This window comes from Candidatus Skiveiella danica, assembly GCF_022705245.1.
In the GTDB taxonomy this organism is placed as follows: Bacteria; Pseudomonadota; Gammaproteobacteria; order Burkholderiales; family Burkholderiaceae_C; genus Skiveiella; species Skiveiella danica.
Genome location: NZ_JAKJEW010000001.1, coordinates 115162 through 134218, shown reverse-complemented (window position 1 = coordinate 134218; position 19057 = coordinate 115162). Strand labels below are relative to the sequence as shown.

The following is a 19057-nucleotide window of genomic DNA, read 5'->3' as shown; positions in this document are numbered from 1 at the left end:
GGGAGCTCAGCGAGCACCAACCGCATGTCGGTCCGTCAAATCTATGAGGAAGAGCTCACTGCGCGGGGTTATGCAAGTGACCCTGCTCAGCTACGGGCTGTCGACGCGCTCGAGCGCTGTGCCTCCGAATGGGGTGCCTACAAGGACAGGCGTTCGAACGCGTTCAAGAAGCTGATCAACCGGCCCGATATCCCGCGTGGGGTCTACATGCATGGTGGGGTCGGGCGGGGCAAGAGCTTCCTGATGGACTGCTTCTACAACGCCGTTCCGATCCGGCGCAAGACGCGGCTGCACTTTCACGAATTCATGCGGGAGGTCCATCGCGAGCTTTCTGCGTTGCAGGGTACCGTCAACCCACTGAATGAGTTGGGCAGACGGATGGCCCAGCGCTTCAAGCTGATCTGCTTTGACGAGTTTCACGTGGCCGACATCACCGATGCGATGATCCTGCATCGGCTGCTGCAGGCTCTCTTCGACCATGGCGTGGGATTTGTAACCACCTCCAATTTCAAGCCCGACGACCTCTACCCCGACGGGTTGCATCGTGACCGCATCCTGCCGGCCATCGCGCTGCTGAACGCACGAATGGAAGTACTGAATGTCGATAACGGAACCGACTACCGACGACGTGCGCTGGAGCATGTGAAGCTCTATCATTGCCCACTTGACGAAACCGCTGACGCCGACTTGGAGCAGGCCTTCAATCGCCTGGCGGAGGCGCACGATGAAGAGCCCATGTTGCATATCGAGTCGCGTGACATTCGCGCCGTCCGCAAGGCCGGGGGCGTGGTCTGGTTCGATTTCCGCACGCTCTGTGGTGGGCCTCGCTCACAGAACGACTATCTGGAGATTGCCTCGCAATTCCATACGGTTCTGTTGGCCAATGTGCCCCAGATGCCAGTTCGAATGGCGTCGGAGGCACGCCGATTCACGTGGTTGGTCGATGTACTGTATGACCGCCGGGTCAAGCTCATCATCTCGGCCGGTGTTCCACCTGAGCAACTCTATCCCGAAGGACCGCTGGCGCACGAGTTTCCACGCACGGTGTCCAGGCTCAATGAAATGCAGTCGCAGGAATACCTTGCACTTGAACACAGAACGGTCGATACCCGCCTGACCTGAAGTGCGCGGTGCCCGCCCGACCTGCCGCCAATGCAGAAGCCGCTTCAGAAGTCCTCAATCTTGACGATCGCAAGCGAAATGTTGTCGCCGCCGCCTTTGCCGCGCGACCGGGCCTTCTCAATCAGGAACTCGCTCGCTTCGCGCGGGGAAAGGGACTCAAGCACATAGGCCAGTTCTTCCGGCGTGAAATAGTGCCACAAGCCATCGCTGCACGACATGATGACGTCACCGGATTTGAGCTTCGGGATGTAGTCCAGACTGAACACCGGGTCGTCTTCCGTGCCCAGGCAGCCCATCAGGATGTTCGACTGCGGATGGGTATGTGCTTCTTCTTCGGTAATTTCGCCCCGATCGACCAGCGCCTGAACATACGAGTGGTCAAGGGTACGCTTCGCCATGCGGCCGGAACTGAAATGGTAGATTCTGGAGTCCCCGGCATGCAGCCAGTTTGCGTCGGCGCCTGGATTGATCAGGAACAACGCGATGGTGCTGTGAGGTTCCTGTTCAGCGGATATAGCTGTCAGGCGGATCACGATATGCGCCTCCTGCGCTATCTGGCGCAGCATCGACGGCGCATCGTCGGTCGTCGGCGAGAAGCGCTCGAACAACTGACGAGCAGTCATCAGGACCTGATCTGAGGCCTTGCGTCCCCCGCTGCGGCCACCCATGCCATCGGCCAGCACAGCGAGCAGGCATCCTGGGGCGCGTGGGTGTGTGAATACGGCGACCTGGTCCTGCTGGTACTCGCGGTCACCTTTGTGGATTCCGGTGGCGGCGGTGAGTCGATAGCCTGTGGTCATGAAGATTCGGTCCGGGAAGCCTTGGTACTCGATTAAATGGCATGAAAGCCGTATTATTCAACGATCCGACGTGCGTACATCGGTGCCTTTTGTTACTTTGTACTTTTCTTGACGATCAATTTACATTCTCCCGAACGCCGCCTGATCGAATTGCAGATTGAGCATGCCGATCTGGACGCCTGGATCGATCGCCTGGACCAGGAGCTTCCAGCCGATCAACTCATGCTTCGCCGGCTGAAGAAGCGCCGATTGATCCTGCGGGATGAGATCGTCCGTCTGGAGATGTTGCTCGAGCCCAAAGAACCCGCGTGATGGACCTCGTGCAAGGCGTCTCTGACGGGTGAAAGCCTGACGCGAACTGGCGAGCGGAGGCAGGGGCATTGCCCGATTCCTTGTGGCCACAAAGACGTGTACAGGAGATGTTCGCGTGGCCATGTCCTTGTCCCGTCGGCCCAATTCTGGGAAGGCGTTGACTTCGAGGTGGTGCGCCTCGACTGGTCATCCTCGACAAGCTCTCAATTGCCCCCCGGTGATTCGCTGGTTTTGGCGCGTTCCCAGCGGCAGGAGCGTGCAGAACGAAGCCCGTTCGCCCGTTATGCGCTCGCGGACGCATTGGCGCTCACTTCAGCAGAGGAGCGCACGTTCGATCAGGTGTCGGGCCGATGGCGGGATGCTTGTGATTGACGGCAGCCTTTCCATGGAGGGCTATGTCCGGCCAATCCTTGCGACTTTGCTGCCAACGTGCCGCATTCTCAAGAAAATGAAATCTCTGAGGAATCGATGGATGTCCCTACCAGAGCTTCCACCAAGGCTGAGAACGTGCCTTGAACCCCTGCGTCAGGTAGACACTTTGGGGGTAATTTTTCTCGAGCACCCGACGCGCATCGTCTCTAAGCTGGTCCATGCCTAGCGCGTTGTACGAATTCAGAAGAATGCCGAGTGCGTCTTCGACCGCCGGCACGTTCCGGTATTCGGTCAAGGCAACCTGGGCTCGGTTGATCGCGGCAACGTACGCGCCGCGCGAAAAGTAGTAGCGCGCAACGTGGACTTCATACTCGGCGAGCGAGTTGAGGATGTACGTCATTCGCTGACGCGCGTCCGGGGTGTATTTCGAATCAGGAAACCGATTGACGAGGTCACGGAATGCTTCAAAAGACTCCTTAGCAGCCTTCTGATCACGCTCGGACAGGTCCTGCTGGGTGATCGAAGACAGGAATCCAAGATTTTCGTTGAAGTTGACGATGCCTTTCAGGTACAGCGCATAGTCCAGTGCCGGGCTTGCCGGGTGCAACTTGATGAAACGTTCAAGGGTCGTGATGGCCTGGGCTTTTTCGTTGTTCTTGTAGTAGGCATAGGCCTTGTCCAGTTGCGCCTGCTGGGCCAGAGGCGTACCCGCGGCGCGACCTTCCAGTTTCTCCAGCAAAGGAATGGCCTTGGAATAGGCCCCCGAATCCATTTCGTCCTTGGCCTCGGAGTAGATCTTGTTGGGACTCCAACCTGCGGTGTTGTCAACGGTCGTCGTCGAACACCCGTGCAGCAGTGCAGCCAGACCGAAAAGCATCCAGGCCGGTACACACGATAATTTGGCACGAAGCATCAGTGGCGACTTTCTTGAAACAAGGCAAATTCATTATATCGACCGACCACCCGGAGTCGGGCATCGGCATGAGTATCGAAGACCTGTCCGATGCCGGGCCGGATTTTGAGTTGCGGAAGTTCGAGGTTCCTGAGGCTCTGCATGGGCAACGCGTGGACGTGGTGCTGGCCAATCAGATTCCCGAGTTTTCACGGAGTTACCTGCAGCAGTTGATCGACGCGGGTCTGGTTCGGTTGCGCGGCGTCGCCGCAGCCAAACCCTCAACAAAGGTACGTGTCGGCGATGCAATCTCGATCGAACTCAGGCCAACCCCGCAGACCCAGGCTTTCAGGCCGGAGTCGATGGCGCTGGACGTGGTCCACGAAGATGCAGATGTCCTTGTACTGAACAAGCCTGCGGGCCTCGTCGTCCACCCGGCCCCTGGCAACTGGAGCGGCACACTCCTCAACGGATTGTTAGCCCGTGATCCGGGTGCGGCCTTGTTACCGAGGGCCGGTATCGTCCATCGGCTGGACAAGGACACCAGTGGATTGATGGTGGTTGCCCGAACTCGACAGTCAATGGACCGGCTGGTGCAAGCCATTGGTGCGCGGCTGGTCCGCCGCCAGTATCTGGCCATTGGACATCATTGCTGGCGCGGTGACGACATCGTGCAGGTGGATGCGCCGGTGGGGCGCGATCCACGAAACAGGCTTCGAATGGCCGTCGTTGACTTGAACCACCACCCCGGAAAGACGGCGTCCACGAGCGTACGCCCCCTTGGCAATGGCAATGCCTGCTGCCTCGTTGAATGCACCCTGCAGACCGGCAGAACGCATCAGATCCGCGTGCACATGGCGAGTCTTGGGCATCCTTTGCTGGGAGATTTGCTTTACGGCGGAGCCCCCCTTGCGGGTCTGCAGCGGCAGGCGTTACATGCCTATCGCCTTGCCTTTGAGCATCCAACCAGCCACCGAATGCTTTCGTTCTCGGCTCAGCTACCCATCGATATGGTGAACGCCATGGATGCGCTGGGGCTCAGATACAATCGGATTATAGAATGACGCTCCGCTCCCGTGGCACATTGCCGTGAGTTGGAGTTCCTGCGGAAGGCGCAAGTCGCGCCGCACCCGGTCATGCTCCCATTCGCAAGCCGGGATGAGCCGTGATCTGTTTCCTGGTCGCCAACCTGCGGAATCACTTGAACATGAACACGACGGATGCCAAGCGTATCCTCGAAACCGCCTTGATTTGCTCGCAGCAGCCGGTTCCGGTGCGAGATCTGCGCGTCCTTTTCGAAGATGCCTTGAGTGCTGATTCGATCAAGGCTTTGCTGGCCGATTTGCAGCAGGATTGGGGGCAGCGGGGGCTTGAACTCGTGTGTGTGGCGTCGGGTTGGCGCTTCCAGAGCCGCCCTGAAATGCGAGAGTTCCTTGACCGGCTGCATCCCGAAAAGCCACCAAAGTACACGCGCGCGACCCTGGAGACTTTGGCCATCATTGCCTATCGGCAACCAGTGACCCGGGCTGACATGGAGGATATTCGGGGCGTGATGATCAATTCGCTCATCCTCAAGCAGTTGGAAGACCGCGGCTGGATCGAGGTGATCGGACATCGGGAGGCCGCTGGTCGTCCGGCACTGTTTGCAACGACGCGCCAGTTCCTGGATGATTTGGGCATTGAGTCTCTGGATCAGCTTCCAGTCATCGATATCACGGCCTGTGATGCCCCGGACGTGCCTGCGTTGCGGGCCTTGAGCGACGGAGCTCAAACAGCATTGCTGGTCGAAAGTCCATCCGGGATCGCCACCACCGCGTCCATAGGACCTGACGAAAGCAGCCATCGCACACCCCAGGGAACAAAAGATGAATCCGAACCAGCCTGACAGCGCTACCCAGAAAGCAGACTTGGTTCCTGATGTACTTGAAGAGGCAGCCAGCTTGGATTCGTCGGTTGGTGCTACTGATTCAGAAGCATCCGAGACAGAGCGCAAAGACTCCTCGTCGACCGGGAAGCTTCAAGAGACAGCCTTGCCTCTGATCCGGTTTGCCGACGTTGTTTCCGGTCAGTTTGATGCTGACGAGGCGTTGCCGGATCTGGACCCGCCCAAAAGGGTGCTTGCGCCCCAAGCCGATACACCCAAACTGCATAAGGTGCTGGCGCAAGCTGGACTGGGCTCCCGTCTGGAGATGGAGCAGCTGATCCTTGAAGGGCGGATTTCGGTGAACAACGAGCCGGCGCATATTGGGCAACGTGTGCAGTTCGGAGATCAGGTCAAGGTCAATGGCAAGCCCATACGTGTGCGCATCGATCCACCGCCGCCGCGCGTGATCGCCTATCACAAGCCGGCCGGAGAGGTCGTGACGCACGACGACCCTCAGAACCGGCCAACGGTGTTTCGAAAGTTGCCACGCCTGTTCCAAGGCAAGTGGCAGTCAGTCGGCCGGCTGGACCTGAACACCGAGGGGTTGCTCTTGCTGACCAGTTCAGGCGAACTCGCCAACAAACTGATGCATCCACGATTTGGCCTGGAGCGCGAATACGCGGTTCGGGTGCTGGGTGCCTTGAGCAATGAGGAAAAACAGAAGCTTCTGGATGGCGTCATGCTGGAGGATGGCTTGGCCCAGTTCGGCTCCATCGAAGATGGTGGTGGGGAGGGCTCCAATTGCTGGTATCGGGTGACGATTTCAGAGGGGCGTAACCGGGAAGTGCGGCGCATGCTGGAGGCGGTGGGTCATGCGGTCAGCCGCCTCATCCGAATCCGGTATGGGGCAATGGTTCTGCCTCGCGGCCTTAAACGGGGTGCCTGGATGGAACTGGGTGAGCGCGATATCCGAGCGCTCATGCAGGCTGCCGGCTCTGATGGGCCCGGTTCGGGTGGTCAGCGGGGACAAGCCCGCGCGCGTGATTCCGGGCCGGCCGGCGGAAAACCCGTAAATCGACGAGGGGGGGGGCGTCAGGGTGGACGCCAAGGCGACGGCACCAATCCCTTTTCCACCGGTCAGCCGCCGCAGAAAAGCAGTGGAGCAGGAAAGATCCGGTCTGAACGCAAGGAAGGCGGCAACCAGCCGGACCCCTTGAAGACCTCCCTCGGCTACATCGGCGCGGACAGCTATACCCAGCAGCGGCAAGGTGCAGGCCAACGTCGGCCAGGCGGGGGTGGGCCGCGCAAAGGTGGCGGAAGAAATGGCGGCAGGGGGCGGTGACCGATGATTTCCGCAGGATTCGCCGAGCTGTCAAGCCTTAAGTTCCAGCGCAGGGTAAAATCGGAGGCTTTGCCTGACCGGCAAGATATTTTTGAAACTCATATTCAGGAATTCCAAATGGCTATTGAACGCACTCTTTCCATCATCAAACCTGATGCCGTCGCCAAGAACGTCATCGGCCAGATCTATGCCCGGTTCGAGGCAGCGGGCCTGAAGGTCATTGCCGCCCGAATGGCGCATCTTTCACGCGGGGAAGCGGAGGCTTTCTACGCTGTGCACAAAGCTCGTCCTTTCTTCAAGGATCTGGTCGATTTCATGGTTTCTGGCCCTGTGATGATTCAGGTGCTCGAAGGTGAAAACGCCATTCTGAAAAACCGCGATCTGATGGGCGCGACCGACCCGAAGAAGGCGGCTCCTGGTACGATCCGGGCCGATTTCGCCGACAGCATCGATGCCAATGCCGTGCACGGTTCTGACGCTGCTGAAACTGCGGCGGTCGAAATCGCCTTCTTTTTTGCCGGCATGAACGTCTACTCTCGTTGAGTGACCAGTTCTTTCAATGACGGTCAACCTTCTCGATTTGGACCTTGAGGGGCTGGCCGGGTATTGCGAAGAACTCGGAGAAAAGCGCTTCAGGGCCACGCAGTTGTTTCGCTGGATTCATCAGAAGGGTGCATCCGGATTTGATCAGATGACCGATCTGGCCCGGTCGTTTCGCGAAAAGCTGGCGACCCGGGCTTGTATCCAGGCGATGCCCGTGATCAGTTGTCACGAATCGACGGATGGAACGATCAAATGGCTGTTCGATGCGGGTGATGGCAATGCGGTCGAGGCGGTCTTCATTCCCGAAGAGGATCGCGGGACCTTGTGTGTTTCTTCGCAGGCGGGGTGTGCCGTGGGGTGCAGGTTCTGTTCGACGGGGCATCAAGGCTTCAGCCGCAATCTCACTACCGCAGAAATCGTTTCGCAACTTTGGTATGCCGAGCATTTCCTTCGCCAAACGTTGAATACCGACGAGCGCATCATCTCGAATGTCGTGATGATGGGGATGGGCGAGCCGCTTCAGAATTACAGCGCGTTGGTGCCCGCTCTGAGAATCATGCTTGATGATCATGGGTATGGCCTGTCACGACGCAGGGTGACTGTTTCGACGTCCGGTGTCGTTCCCATGATGGATCGGCTTTCGCAGGACTGTCCAGTGGCACTGGCCGTTTCTTTGCACGCGCCGAACGATGTGCTGCGCAACGATCTGGTACCACTGAACCAGAAATACCCGCTCCACGAGTTGCTTAATGCATGCAGTCGCTATCTGGCGCATGCGCCGCGCGATTTCGTGACTTTCGAGTACTGCATGCTGGACGGCGTCAATGATCGGGCAGAGCATGCCAGGCAACTGCTCGATCTGGTGCGGCGACAGGATCACGACAGGGGTGTCCGTTGCAAGTTCAACCTGATCCCATTCAACCCTTTTCCAGCGTCCGGCCTAGTGAGGTCGAGTTCGGCTGCAATTCAGGAATTTGCGCGGATACTCACCGAGGCTGGTATTGTCACGACCATCCGCAGGACGCGCGGTGACGATATTGATGCTGCGTGCGGTCAGTTGGCGGGTGACGTAAAGGATCGCACCGGCGCTGGCGAACGCATGGCCCGCAGAAGAACCATCATGCTGCAGGCGGCCAGATAGTCAGTGCGTCAATTGGGGGGAAATCCAGGAATGAAACGTTCTTTGAAGTGCCAGAAGGCGTACTTCGCACAGTTGGCGGGGGGCACAGCATGCCTGTTGCTGTGCGTAGGCCTGTTCGGTTGCGCCTCGGATCCGAGCACTACGTCAACGAGCGGAGCATCTCCAGTCGCAGCAAGACCGCCCACCAAGGCGGCCAGAGCAGAAGGTGAAGAGACAGATCTTCGAAATCGGGCGCGACTTCGCTTCGAACTGGCTATTAGCTACTTTGATCAGGGGCAGACCAACGTCGCGCTTGACGAGTTGAAACAAGTACTCGTGCTTGACCCCAACTTGGTGGAAGCGTACAACCTTCGCGGGCTGATTTACATGCGGCTGAATGACACGCGCCTGGCCGAGGAGAGCTTTCAACGGGCTCTTGCCCTTAATCCGGGCGATTCGGGGACACTGCACAATTATGGCTGGTTCCTGTGCCAGCAGGCTAGGTACCCCGAGTCGTTCCAAGCCTTCTCCCGGGCTCGCGCCAATCCTATGTATATAGACCGGTCCAAGACGTATCTTGCCCAAGGATTGTGTGAAGCACGTTCTGGTGACCGAGTCAAGGCCGAGCGCAGCCTGACACGTTCTTACGAAATGGACGCGGGCAATCCCGTCACAGGCTACAACCTGGCCTTGATTCTGTATGGTCGCGGTGAACTGACACGAGCCCAGTTTTACATCAGGCGACTGAACAACAGCGAGCAGGCCAATTCGGAATCGTTGTGGTTGGGAATCAAAGTGGAACGGAAGTTGAACAATCCCGAAGCGATGCGGCAACTTGGAGACCAGTTGAAACGGCGATTCCCGCAGACGAAAGAAGCCGGACGCTACGAACGCGGAGAGTTTGATGACTGAGCGTGTGGATGACACCACCATTTCCACTGAATCGATGGCGCGGCCAGATCTCGGCGCCGGAGCCCGGTTGAAGCGGGCACGCGAAGCGGCGGGCATGCACGTTGGTGCGCTGGCCGTAATGCTCAAGGTGCCGGTTCATCGTCTGGAAGCGTTGGAGTCCGAAAGATGGGACTTGCTCCCCGATGCGGTCTTTGTCAGGGCGCTGGCGGGAAGTGTCTGTCGTGCGCTCAAGGTCGACGCTACTCCCGTGCTTGAGAAACTGCCTAATCCGACACGCCAGCCTGTTGCACCAGATGACGGACTGAACGCCCCCTTTCGCGCTGCGCAAGGCCAAGGGCCGGTGACACTCGCTGCATCTCAACTTACGAGACCTCTGGTTCTGGCCGTACTTGCTTTGCTACTGGGTGCCGTTGTCCTGGTGTTCTTGCCGTGGTTTCAGCGCCTTGCCAGTCCCACGCCGGTGGGTAGCGATCGCACTGCGGCATTGCCGGCGCCCATGGCCACTGTGGACAAGGCAGCGTCCACGTCAGCAGAGCCGGTGCCGACCTTGGCAAAAGGGCCCGAATCGGTTGCAGCGTCAGCCAATGGTGTGGCCGCCGTGTTGCCAGCGTCAGCCCCAGTGGTTACCGCGTCCTCTTTCATGGCTGGAGCCCCTTCCACAGCTGCGGAGGCGGGAAGACCGATTGACCAGTCTGGAAAGACTGCGTCAGAGAACATCATTGTATTTTCGGTTAGAGGGCCGTCCTGGATCCAGGTGACGGATGCCAAGGGGGCAACCATTCTGAAGAAGGAACTCAGCCCAGGAGAAATCGCTGGCGCATCAGGTGTCCTGCCGCTGAGTGTTGTCGTGGGCCGTGTCGATGTCACAACCGTGGAGGTGCGGGGCAAGCTTATGGATCTGGCCGCTTTGGCGCAGAACAACGTCGCTCGATTCGAGGTGAAAGAGTGAATTCGATCGTTCACCCCATCCCCGCGGCATTGCCGCAGACTCGCAGGTCCCGGCAGGCCCGTGTCGGGTGGGGCACTCACGTGGTGACGGTCGGTGGTGATGCACCCGTGCGAATCCAGAGCATGACGAACACTGACACCGTCGATGCGATCGGGACCGCGATTCAGGTGAAGGAATTGGCCCTCGCGGGTTCTGAACTGGTGCGCCTGACGGTCAACACGCCAGAAGCTGCCGCAGCCGTGCCCTATGTGCGGGAGCAACTGGACCGGATGGGTGTGAACGTGCCTCTTATCGGGGACTTTCACTACAACGGGCATCGCCTCTTGACCGATTTCCCGGCCTGCGCGCAGGCTCTCTCAAAATACCGGATCAACCCGGGTAACGTCGGAAAAGGCAATAAACGCGACAAGCAGTTCGGACAAATGATCGAGGCCGCGATGCGCTGGAGCAAGCCTGTTCGGATCGGCGTGAACTGGGGAAGCCTGGATCAAGACATTCTGGTTGATCTGATGGATCAGAACAGCAGGCGCTCGGTACCCTGGGAGGCCCGCCAGGTCATGTATGAAGCCTTAGTGAGTTCAGCGATCGGATCGGCAACGCTTGCGGAAAGCATGGGCCTGGACGGGAGCCAGATTCTCTTGTCGTGCAAGGTCAGCGGCGTTCAAGACTTGATCTCGGTCTACCGTGAACTGGCGCGTCGATGTGATTACGCATTGCACCTGGGTTTGACCGAAGCAGGAATGGGCACCAAGGGAACCGTCGCTTCGACGGCCGCACTGGCTGTCCTCTTGCAGGAGGGTATCGGTGACACCATACGGGTGTCGTTGACCCCCCAGCCAGGAGAGTCGCGGACCCAGGAAGTGGTTGTTGCTTCGGAAATTCTGCAATCCCTGGGCATGCGAAGTTTCGTTCCTAGCGTTACGGCCTGTCCGGGTTGCGGACGAACCACCAGCAGTACGTTTCAGGATCTGGCAAAGCAGATTGACGATTTCCTGCGCTCCCAGATGCCCGTCTGGAAGGGCGTCTATCCCGGCGTCGAAAAACTCAAGGTGGCGGTGATGGGATGTATCGTCAATGGCCCTGGGGAAAGCAAACATGCTGACATTGGGATCAGCCTTCCCGGTACAGGCGAGGCGCCTGCAGCCCCGGTTTTCATCGATGGGGAAAAGCGCCTGACCCTGCGCGGCGAAAACATTGCTCAGGAGTTCCAGGCCATCGTTGAAAACTACATTGAAAACCGGTTTGGCACAGCGTCGCCTGCGAATTCCGATTGAAGAGACCATGGTCGAAGTAAACAAGCCGATGCGTGCCGAGAAACTGTCGGCGGTCAAGGGCATGAACGATGTGCTGGCGCCGGAATCTGCCGCTTGGGAGTGGCTTGAGGCGAAGGTGCGGGGGCTCATGGCGCGATACGCCTACCGGAATATCCGAACGCCGATTGTGGAACCCACGGCCCTATTTGTGCGCGGTTTGGGTGAAGTGACGGATATTGTCGAAAAGGAGATGTATTCCTTTGAGGACCGTCTGAACGGAGAGGCGCTGACCTTGCGGCCTGAATGTACGGCCGGGGTGGTCAGGGCAGTTGTTGAACATGCCATGCTTTACGATGGTGGTAAGCGCCTTTACTACATGGGGCCGATGTTTCGTCACGAGCGGCCGCAGCGCGGCCGCTACCGGCAATTCCACCAGATTGGCGCGGAGGTGCTTGGCTTTGCAGGTGCCGAGGTGGACGCCGAGCTCATCTTGCTTGCGGATGCTCTCTGGCGGGAACTGGGCCTTACCGGCATCCGGCTTGAGCTCAACAGCCTTGGCCAGCCTTCCGAGCGTTTGGCGCATCGAGCTGCGTTGATAACGTATCTTCAATGCCATGCCGCAGCGCTTGATGCCGACGCCCAACGACGACTGCATAGCAATCCCCTGCGAATACTCGACTCCAAGAACCCCGCAATGACGGAGATCATCGATGGCGCCCCTCGATTGCTGGACTATCTGGGGGATGCCTCGCTGGCGCATTTCAATGCCTTGCGCGCCATTCTCGATGCCAATGAGGTTGCCTACAGCATCAATCCGCGTCTCGTTCGTGGAATGGACTATTACAACCTGACCGTGTTTGAGTTCGTGACCGATCGACTGGGATCTCAGGGAACAATTTGTGGTGGCGGTCGCTATGACTACCTGATCGAGCAGATTGGTGGCAAGCCAGCGCCAGCCGTCGGATGGGCGCTTGGCGTCGAGCGTGTGCTCGAGCTCGTCAGAGAGGAGGGGGGCGCGCCGGTGCTACTCGTGCCGGACATGTATGCCGTCATTCAGGACGCGAGCGCCATGCCGTTTGCTATGAAAACAATTCAGATGCTTCGATCAGCGGGTTTAAGTGTCCTGATGCATGCCGGATCGGCCGAAGGAATGGGCAGCATGAAAAACCAGTTCAAGAAGGCTGATGCCAGCGGTGCGCGTTTTGCCTTGGTTTTTGGTCTCGACGAGGTGGCGCAGGAGGCGGTCACGGTCAAACCGATGCGCGAGGGCGGTGGCGCGCAAGCCACCCACACGTTGCTGAACCTGCTGACCTGGGCACAGACCCTACAATCCAACGCTTAATTCCGCAGTTACATGGCAAAACATCTCGACCTTGAAGAACAGGAGCAGCTTGACGAACTCAGGCACTTCTGGAAAACCTACGGCAATCTCATCACTTGGTTGCTCATCGCTGTGCTGGGCACGTTTGCCGCCTGGAATGGCTACCAGTATTGGCAGAGAAGCCGTGCCGTCCAGGCGGCGGCCCTGTTCGACGAGGTCGAGCGCGCGGCGTCTGCCGGCGATTTGTCGCGGCTTGAGCGGGCGTTTGGTGACATGAAGGACAAATTTGGCGGCACCACCTACGCACAGCAGGCTGGCTTGGTGGCTGGAAAAGTGTTCTACGATGCAGACAAGGTGGACGCTGCCAAAGACGCGCTGCGTTGGGTCGTGGACAAGGCTCCCGATGAAGGTTACCAGGCGGTCGCGAGGCTTCGGCTCGCAGGGATCTTGATCAGCCAGAAGGCCTATGACGACGCGGCCAAACAACTGGCCGGTTCGGTTCCAAAGGAATTCGAGGCTTTGGTGGCGGACCGCAAGGGCGATCTAGCCTCACTTCAAGGGAAGAAATCCGAAGCCGTGGCGGAGTACCAAAAAGCGTTTCGATCGTTTGATGCAAAGGCCGATTACCGGCGCCTGGTTGAAGTGAAGCTGATTGCGCTGGGCGTCAACCCTGAAGCCGGCGAACCCGTCGCGGCGTCCGCCGGCGACGCTGCATCCGGGAGCAAGAAGTGAAGGCTTCAGGTATCAATGCCACCGGCTGGGCCAGGAGCTGCGTGCTGGCTGTCTCGGCTTGTGTGCTGGCAGCCTGCACGGGGGGGGGCGCCAAGCCCAAGCCGGTTGAACTTTCACCCAACGCTGCATTGATCGGTGTGCGACAAGCCTGGAGCCTGAAGATTGGCGCCGTCAACTTCCCGCTTGACGTCAAGGTAAACGGCGAGCGGATTACGCTGGCCTCGTCCGATGGCACGCTGGTGGGGCTGGAGAGCACAGGCGGTCGAGAAATATGGCGCGCGAAAGTGAGTGAGCCGCTGGCAGCAGGCGTCGGTAGCGACGGTAAGACGGCGGCGGTTGTCACCCGCTCCAACATGCTGATCGCGTTGCGGGATGGAAAGGAGCTTTGGCGCCAGCGCATCCCGGCTCAGGTCTATACCGCCCCTCTTGTCGCGGGTGAGCGCGTATTCGTGCTAGCTGCTGATCGCTCAGTTTCGGCGTTCGATGGTGCCACCGGACGCAAGCTGTGGGCGCAGCAGCGTCCCGGTGATGCACTGGTGCTCCGCGAAGCCGGCGTGATCCGGGCCGTTGGCGACACCCTCATTGTCGGCCTGTCGGGCCGGATGGTGGGGCTCAATCCGCTAAGCGGAAGCGTTCGTTGGGAAGTGCCCATCGCAACGGCGCGTGGCGCAAACGATGTGGAACGCTTGATCGATCTGGTGGGCAGTGTCAGTCGGGAGGGCACTGTGGTCTGTGCCCGCGCATTTCAGGTCGCTGTCGGTTGCGTGGATACCGCCAAAGGAACACTCGTCTGGAGCACACCGTCGAATGGCGTCGTGGGTGTTCACGGGAATGAACGTTCTGTGTTCGGTGTCGAAGCCGATGGAAAGATCCTTGCCTGGAGCCGCGTCAACGGTGATCGCCAATGGGTCTCTGAGCGTCTGAAGTACCGTGCGATGACGGCGCCCCTGGCGGTCGGTCGTTCCGTTGCGGTGGGTGACGATATCGGCCTGATTCACCTGCTTTCGGTCGAAGACGGAAGTCCCCTGAACCGATTGACAACCGATGGCTCCGCCATCGCTGCGACGCCGGTTCTGGCAGGGGATACACTGGTTGCCGTTACCCGCAACGGTGGCGTTTTCGGCTTCCGACCCGAGTGATGGAACAGGTTCATTGACGTGAAACCTGTTCTGGCTCTGGTCGGGCGGCCCAACGTCGGCAAGTCAACTCTGTTCAATCGTCTCACGAAGACGCGAGACGCCATCGTTGCCGACTTCTCGGGTCTTACCCGCGATCGGCATTACGGCATCGGCAAATCCGGAAAGCATGAGTACATCGTCATCGATACCGGTGGCTTCGAGCCAGATGCCGCCAGTGGCATCTTTCATGAAATGGCGCGGCAGACACGACAGGCCGTCGCCGAGGCCGATGTCGTGATCTTCGTTGTCGACGCGCGCGCTGGCGTGTCTGCACAGGATCACGACATTGCCAACTACCTCCGCAAGCTGGGCAAACCATGCGTCCTGGTTGCCAACAAGGCGGAAGGCATGCACGAAGGCGTGCAATTGACCGAGTTCTACGAGTTGGGACTGGGCGAGGTGATCCCGGTGTCAGCTGCGCACGGGCAAGGAATACGCAGCCTTGTCGATCTGGCGCTGGAGCCGCTCGAGCTGCCCGAACCCGATGACGAAGAGACGGATCAAGCCCCTGGGGTGATTCGGCTGGCCGTGGCCGGCCGTCCCAACGTCGGCAAGTCCACGCTGATCAACACCTGGCTGGGTGAGGAAAGGCTGGTGGCGTTCGACTTGCCCGGCACCACGCGCGATGCAATTTCAGTGCCCTTCGAGCGCAACGGGCAGCGATTTGAACTGATCGATACCGCGGGTCTGCGCCGGCGTGGCAAGGTATTCGAAGCCATCGAAAAGTTCTCTGTTGTCAAGACGCTCCAGGCGATCGAATCGGCCCATGTCGTCCTGCTCTTGCTCGACGCCACGCAAGGCGTTACCGACCAGGACGCGCACATTGCCGGTTACGCCCTTGAAAGCGGGCGGGCGGTGGTCCTGGCCGTCAACAAATGGGACGCGATCGATGACTATCAAAGAAGCCTGCTTCAGCGCTCCATTGAAACCCGGCTCGCGTTTCTGAAGTTTGCTTCCTTGCACTTTATCTCTGCCCGCAAGCGGCAGGGCTTGGGCCCCCTGTGGGCCTCCATCGTGCAGGCCTACAAGGCTTGCACCCGGAAGATGTCGACGCCGGTACTGACCCGTCTCCTGCTTGAGGCCGTGCAGTTTCAGTCACCCCAACGGGCGGGCATGTTCCGCCCCAAGCTGCGCTATGCCCACCAAGGGGGCATGAATCCGCCGGTCATCGTGATTCATGGGAACTCTCTTGAACATGTCACCGATGCCTATAAACGATTTCTTGAAGGGCGCTTTCGCAAGGAGTTTGACCTGGTCGGGACCCCGCTACGCATTGAAATGAAGAGTTCGAAGAACCCTTTCACCGACAAGGAATCCCACTAGGAACCATGCCGTGGCCGGGCGTCGTCGGGATATGGCCCATGTTCCGCACGGCCTTTCGGGCCCCTGTGTTATGGTTGGGCCCTGATAACAACTTTTGAACACGGAGAATATCGTGAGCAACAAAGGGCAACTCTTGCAAGACCCCTTCCTCAACGCCTTGCGCCGGGAACATGTGCCGGTTTCGATCTACCTGGTCAATGGCATCAAGCTCCAGGGGCAGATCGAATCGTTCGACCAGTATGTGGTGCTTCTGAGGAACACGGTCACCCAGATGGTCTACAAGCACGCGATTTCAACGATCGTTCCGGGGCGCCCGGTCACGATTGCTGCGAACGAAGGTGGCGAGCCTGCCGCAAGCTGATTGTCCTGTGCCCACGCGCCCGTCGTGAGGCCCTGAAATCCTCAGAACAGCTGCCGAATTGAGTCTGGCTGATCCCGCCATCCCGCCAACTGCGCGCGCCATACTGGTGGGTGTGGATTTTGGTTTGCCGCATTTCGATTCCGAACTTCAGGAGTTGGGCCTGCTGGCGCAGACCGCCGGGCTCACCCCGGTTGCGCGCCTGACCTGCAAGAGGAAGGCACCCGACGCCGCATTGTTTGTAGGCAGCGGGAAGGCAGACGAGATCAAATGGCTGGCTGAGCAGCACGGTGCACAGGAAATCTTGTTTGATCAGTCCTTGAGCCCGGCGCAACAACGCAATCTCGAACGCCATATCGGTTTGCCGGTCAACGAGCGGACACTTCTGATTCTCGAAATATTTGCCCAAAGGGCCCGCAGCCATGAAGGCAAGCTGCAGGTGGAACTGGCCCGCATGCAATACGTAAGCACGCGACTGGTGAGGCGGTGGTCGCACCTGGAGCGCCAGCGCGGAGGCATTGGCACGCGCGGTGGTCCCGGTGAAACGCAGATCGAGTTGGACCGCCGGATGATCAGCGAGGCCATCAAGCGCATCCGCGAGCGGCTTGAAAAGGTCAAACGTCAGCGTCGGACCCAGCGTCGCCAGCGGGCCCGCCGCGACAGCTTTTCTATCTCACTGGTGGGCTACACGAATGCCGGCAAGTCCACACTTTTCAATGCGCTCGTCAAGGCTCGCGCTTATGCTGCGGACCAATTGTTCGCGACGCTGGACACCACCACACGGCAGTTGTACCTGGGCGAAGCGGGGCGTTCGGTCTCCCTGTCGGATACGGTAGGCTTTATCCGGGATCTGCCACACGGGTTGATCGATGCGTTTCAGGCAACCTTGCAGGAAGCGGTTGACGCAGATCTGCTGCTCCACGTGGTCGACGCGTCGAATCCTGGTTTCCCGGAGCAGATGGCCGAAGTACAGCGCGTGCTTCGAGAGATCGGTGCTGACGGGGTGCCGCAGGTGCTCGTTTTCAACAAAGTTGACGCGCTCCCGTCGGAGCAGCGTCCCTTGCAACAGGTTGACCACTTCGACGTGGATGGCATTTCGGTTCCGCGGGTCTTTGTCAGTGCGCGCAGCGGGGAGGGCCTGTCGCAACTGCGCACGCTGCTTGCGACCCGGGCGCAAACCGCAATGCCCGGACAGCTCGCCCCGGATTACCCGGACGAGTCTGACGAAGGCAGCGCCTGATTGGGCACAATCGAGACCTCAGACAAGGTTAGGCAAGCGAATGACTTTCAATTTACCCGCGCTCAAGGGCGCCGGACTCGCACGGCGCATCCGTGGCATGTTCAATCTGAACGACCCGCGTTGGGGGCGGGGCGGCGAATCCGGGTCGGACGGCGACAAGCCCGAGGAGGCACGGCCAGGGAAAGAGCCGCCGCTGCCACCCTCGTCGAACGGGCGGGGACAAGGCGGCCCCAATCAGGGTCCCCCGGACCTGGATGAGTTGTGGCGTGATTTCAATCGAAAGCTCGGCAACCTGTTCGGTGGCTCGCGGGGTGGTGGCCGACGCGATGGGGGTGGCTCCACGGGCGGATTCCAGCCACCGGACATGAAAAATGCCGGTCTTGGCGTGGGCCTGATCGCCGGGGTGGCCTTGCTGATCTGGCTCGGAACAGGCTTCTTCATCGTCCAGGAAGGCCAGCAGGCCGTCATCACCCAGTTCGGCAAGTACAAGAGTACCGTCGGGGCCGGTTTCAACTGGCGCCTTCCGTATCCCATCCAGCGTCACGAACTGGTCTTCGTCACCCAGATCCGATCCGTCGACGTGGGCCGCGACAACGTGATCAAGGCCACCGGCTTGCGTGAATCGGCGATGCTGACGGAGGATGAGAACATCGTCGAGATCAAGTTCGCCGTCCAGTATCGCCTCAACGACGCGCGAGCCTTTCTTTTCGAGAGCAAAAACCCGACCGAGGCTGTCGTTCAGGCGGCCGAAACGGCGGTTCGCGAGGTTGTGGGGAAGATGCGCATGGACTCCGCCCTGGCGGATGAGCGGGACCAGATATCAGGTCGTGTCCGCAGCCTGATGCAGATCATTCTCGATCGCTACAAGGTGGGCATAGAAGTCGTGGGAGTCAGCCTTCAGCAGGGGGGTGTTCGGCCTCCCGAGCAGGTCCAGGCCGCGTTCGACGACGTGATCAAGGCCGGCCAGGAGCGCGAACGTGCCAAGAACGAGGCACAGGCCTACGCGAATGACGTGGTGCCACGCGCCGTCGGTGCCGCTTCCCGGCTCAAGGAAGAGTCGGAGGCCTATAAGGCGCGGATCGTGGCCCAGGCTCAGGGTGATTCTCAGCGGTTCCGATCGGTTCTGGCCGAATACCAGAAGGCGCCACAGGTCACGCGTGACCGCATGTACCTGGATGCGATGCAGCAAATGTATGGCAACGTGACCAAGATCCTGGTCGATTCCCGGCAGGGCTCCAATCTTCTGTATCTCCCGCTGGACAAGATCATCCAGCAGGCGGCAGCCGCCGACGCGCCAGCCGCTTCAGTGGCTGCGCCAACAGCACCTGCGACAACCGGCACTCCGGCCCCCGCGCCGGCTGCGGATTCCCGAACCCGGGATTCCGCTCGGACCCGTGACCGCGAGGCCCGTTGAGGAGATCAAG

Annotated in this window: 19 protein-coding genes; 17 read left to right on the top strand and 2 right to left on the bottom strand. The window is 59.6% G+C overall.

Translation table 11 applies throughout. From position 1 onward, the window contains the following. The first annotated feature begins 24 nt into the window (after window positions 1–24). Window positions 25–1122: a cell division protein ZapE gene (gene zapE / locus ACMUOY_RS00680; protein WP_413890034.1), complete on the top strand. Its 1098-nt coding sequence runs from the start codon at window positions 25–27 to the stop codon at window positions 1120–1122. 44 nt (window positions 1123–1166) lie between these two features. Here the strand turns inward: zapE and ACMUOY_RS00675 are convergent, their stop codons facing one another. Next, window positions 1167–1922 carry a PP2C family protein-serine/threonine phosphatase gene (locus ACMUOY_RS00675; protein WP_413890032.1) on the bottom strand — a complete coding sequence of 252 codons (756 nt, stop codon included), beginning with the start codon at window positions 1920–1922 and terminating at the stop codon, window positions 1167–1169. A 108-nt stretch (window positions 1923–2030) separates the two neighbouring features. Here ACMUOY_RS00675 and ACMUOY_RS00670 point away from each other — a divergent pair, with 108 nt between their 5' ends. Then, window positions 2031–2234 (top strand): YdcH family protein, encoded by a 204-nt coding sequence (locus tag ACMUOY_RS00670; RefSeq protein ID WP_413890030.1) that lies wholly within the window; start codon window positions 2031–2033, stop codon window positions 2232–2234. Window positions 2235–2712: 478 nt separating this feature from the next. Here ACMUOY_RS00670 and ACMUOY_RS00665 read toward each other — a convergent pair whose 3' ends face one another. Further along, window positions 2713–3519 carry an outer membrane protein assembly factor BamD gene (locus ACMUOY_RS00665; RefSeq protein WP_413890028.1) on the bottom strand — a complete coding sequence of 269 codons (807 nt, stop codon included), beginning with the start codon at window positions 3517–3519 and terminating at the stop codon, window positions 2713–2715. 68 nt (window positions 3520–3587) lie between these two features. Between ACMUOY_RS00665 and ACMUOY_RS00660 the strand changes: the two genes are divergently transcribed. The 15 genes from ACMUOY_RS00660 to hflK all read left to right on the top strand — a co-directional run bounded on the left by ACMUOY_RS00660 (window position 3588) and on the right by hflK (window position 19047). Continuing rightward, window positions 3588–4562: an RluA family pseudouridine synthase gene (locus tag ACMUOY_RS00660; RefSeq protein ID WP_413890232.1), complete on the top strand. Its 975-nt coding sequence runs from the start codon at window positions 3588–3590 to the stop codon at window positions 4560–4562. A gap of 143 nt (window positions 4563–4705) precedes the next feature. Then, window positions 4706–5383, top strand: a complete 678-nt coding sequence (gene scpB, locus ACMUOY_RS00655) for an SMC-Scp complex subunit ScpB (RefSeq protein ID WP_413890230.1) — start codon at window positions 4706–4708, stop codon at window positions 5381–5383. Beyond that, the gene (locus ACMUOY_RS00650) at window positions 5364–6704 is read left to right on the top strand and encodes a pseudouridine synthase (protein ID WP_413890026.1); all 1341 of its coding nucleotides are present in this window, start codon (window positions 5364–5366) and stop codon (window positions 6702–6704) included. Before scpB ends, ACMUOY_RS00650 begins: the two co-directional genes overlap by 20 nt. 117 nt (window positions 6705–6821) lie before the next feature. Then, the gene (ndk, locus tag ACMUOY_RS00645) at window positions 6822–7247 is read left to right on the top strand and encodes a nucleoside-diphosphate kinase (protein WP_413890228.1); all 426 of its coding nucleotides are present in this window, start codon (window positions 6822–6824) and stop codon (window positions 7245–7247) included. Window positions 7248–7263: 16 nt separating this feature from the next. Next, on the top strand, window positions 7264–8388 hold the full coding sequence (rlmN, locus tag ACMUOY_RS00640) for a 23S rRNA (adenine(2503)-C(2))-methyltransferase RlmN (RefSeq protein WP_413890024.1): 1125 nt from the start codon (window positions 7264–7266) through the stop codon (window positions 8386–8388). A gap of 30 nt (window positions 8389–8418) precedes the next feature. After that, the gene (pilW, locus tag ACMUOY_RS00635) at window positions 8419–9279 is read left to right on the top strand and encodes a type IV pilus biogenesis/stability protein PilW (protein ID WP_413890022.1); all 861 of its coding nucleotides are present in this window, start codon (window positions 8419–8421) and stop codon (window positions 9277–9279) included. After that, the gene (locus tag ACMUOY_RS00630; protein WP_413890020.1) at window positions 9272–10228 is read left to right on the top strand and encodes a helix-turn-helix domain-containing protein; all 957 of its coding nucleotides are present in this window, start codon (window positions 9272–9274) and stop codon (window positions 10226–10228) included. Before pilW ends, ACMUOY_RS00630 begins: the two co-directional genes overlap by 8 nt. After that, the gene (gene ispG, locus ACMUOY_RS00625) at window positions 10225–11502 is read left to right on the top strand and encodes a flavodoxin-dependent (E)-4-hydroxy-3-methylbut-2-enyl-diphosphate synthase (protein ID WP_413890018.1); all 1278 of its coding nucleotides are present in this window, start codon (window positions 10225–10227) and stop codon (window positions 11500–11502) included. Before ACMUOY_RS00630 ends, ispG begins: the two co-directional genes overlap by 4 nt. Window positions 11503–11530: 28 nt before the next feature. Continuing rightward, a complete protein-coding gene (gene hisS, locus ACMUOY_RS00620; RefSeq protein ID WP_413890226.1) occupies window positions 11531–12823 on the top strand; it encodes a histidine--tRNA ligase in 1293 nt (430 codons plus the stop codon). Window positions 12824–12835: 12 nt separating this feature from the next. Next, window positions 12836–13534 carry a YfgM family protein gene (locus ACMUOY_RS00615; RefSeq protein ID WP_413890016.1) on the top strand — a complete coding sequence of 233 codons (699 nt, stop codon included), beginning with the start codon at window positions 12836–12838 and terminating at the stop codon, window positions 13532–13534. Next, window positions 13531–14673 (top strand): outer membrane protein assembly factor BamB, encoded by a 1143-nt coding sequence (gene bamB / locus ACMUOY_RS00610; protein WP_413890014.1) that lies wholly within the window; start codon window positions 13531–13533, stop codon window positions 14671–14673. The genes ACMUOY_RS00615 and bamB overlap by 4 nt, the downstream gene beginning before the upstream one ends. A gap of 18 nt (window positions 14674–14691) precedes the next feature. Then, window positions 14692–16035 carry a ribosome biogenesis GTPase Der gene (gene der / locus ACMUOY_RS00605; protein ID WP_413890012.1) on the top strand — a complete coding sequence of 448 codons (1344 nt, stop codon included), beginning with the start codon at window positions 14692–14694 and terminating at the stop codon, window positions 16033–16035. A gap of 112 nt (window positions 16036–16147) precedes the next feature. Next, entirely contained in the window at window positions 16148–16396 is a 249-nt protein-coding gene (gene hfq, locus ACMUOY_RS00600; protein ID WP_413890010.1) for an RNA chaperone Hfq, read from the top strand. A 58-nt stretch (window positions 16397–16454) separates the two neighbouring features. Beyond that, a complete protein-coding gene (gene hflX / locus ACMUOY_RS00595; RefSeq protein ID WP_413890008.1) occupies window positions 16455–17633 on the top strand; it encodes a GTPase HflX in 1179 nt (392 codons plus the stop codon). 40 nt (window positions 17634–17673) lie between these two features. Beyond that, a complete protein-coding gene (gene hflK / locus ACMUOY_RS00590; RefSeq protein ID WP_413890006.1) occupies window positions 17674–19047 on the top strand; it encodes an FtsH protease activity modulator HflK in 1374 nt (457 codons plus the stop codon). The last annotated feature ends 10 nt before the right edge of the window (window positions 19048–19057 follow it).

Bases quoted from the DNA above. Each gene is read 5' to 3' on its own strand.
- zapE (WP_413890034.1), top strand. From the start codon at position 25: ATGTCGGTCCGTCAAATCTATGAGGAAGAGCTCACTGCGCGGGGTTAT.
- ACMUOY_RS00675 (WP_413890032.1), bottom strand. From the start codon at position 1,922: ATGACCACAGGCTATCGACTCACCGCCGCCACCGGAATCCACAAAGGT.
- ACMUOY_RS00665 (WP_413890028.1), bottom strand. From the start codon at position 3,519: ATGCTTCGTGCCAAATTATCGTGTGTACCGGCCTGGATGCTTTTCGGT.
- ACMUOY_RS00660 (WP_413890232.1), top strand. From the start codon at position 3,588: ATGAGTATCGAAGACCTGTCCGATGCCGGGCCGGATTTTGAGTTGCGG.
- scpB (WP_413890230.1), top strand. From the start codon at position 4,706: ATGAACACGACGGATGCCAAGCGTATCCTCGAAACCGCCTTGATTTGC.
- ACMUOY_RS00650 (WP_413890026.1), top strand. From the start codon at position 5,364: ATGAATCCGAACCAGCCTGACAGCGCTACCCAGAAAGCAGACTTGGTT.
- ndk (WP_413890228.1), top strand. From the start codon at position 6,822: ATGGCTATTGAACGCACTCTTTCCATCATCAAACCTGATGCCGTCGCC.
- rlmN (WP_413890024.1), top strand. From the start codon at position 7,264: ATGACGGTCAACCTTCTCGATTTGGACCTTGAGGGGCTGGCCGGGTAT.
- pilW (WP_413890022.1), top strand. From the start codon at position 8,419: ATGAAACGTTCTTTGAAGTGCCAGAAGGCGTACTTCGCACAGTTGGCG.
- ACMUOY_RS00630 (WP_413890020.1), top strand. From the start codon at position 9,272: ATGACTGAGCGTGTGGATGACACCACCATTTCCACTGAATCGATGGCG.
- hisS (WP_413890226.1), top strand. From the start codon at position 11,531: ATGCGTGCCGAGAAACTGTCGGCGGTCAAGGGCATGAACGATGTGCTG.
- ACMUOY_RS00615 (WP_413890016.1), top strand. From the start codon at position 12,836: ATGGCAAAACATCTCGACCTTGAAGAACAGGAGCAGCTTGACGAACTC.
- hflK (WP_413890006.1), top strand. From the start codon at position 17,674: ATGACTTTCAATTTACCCGCGCTCAAGGGCGCCGGACTCGCACGGCGC.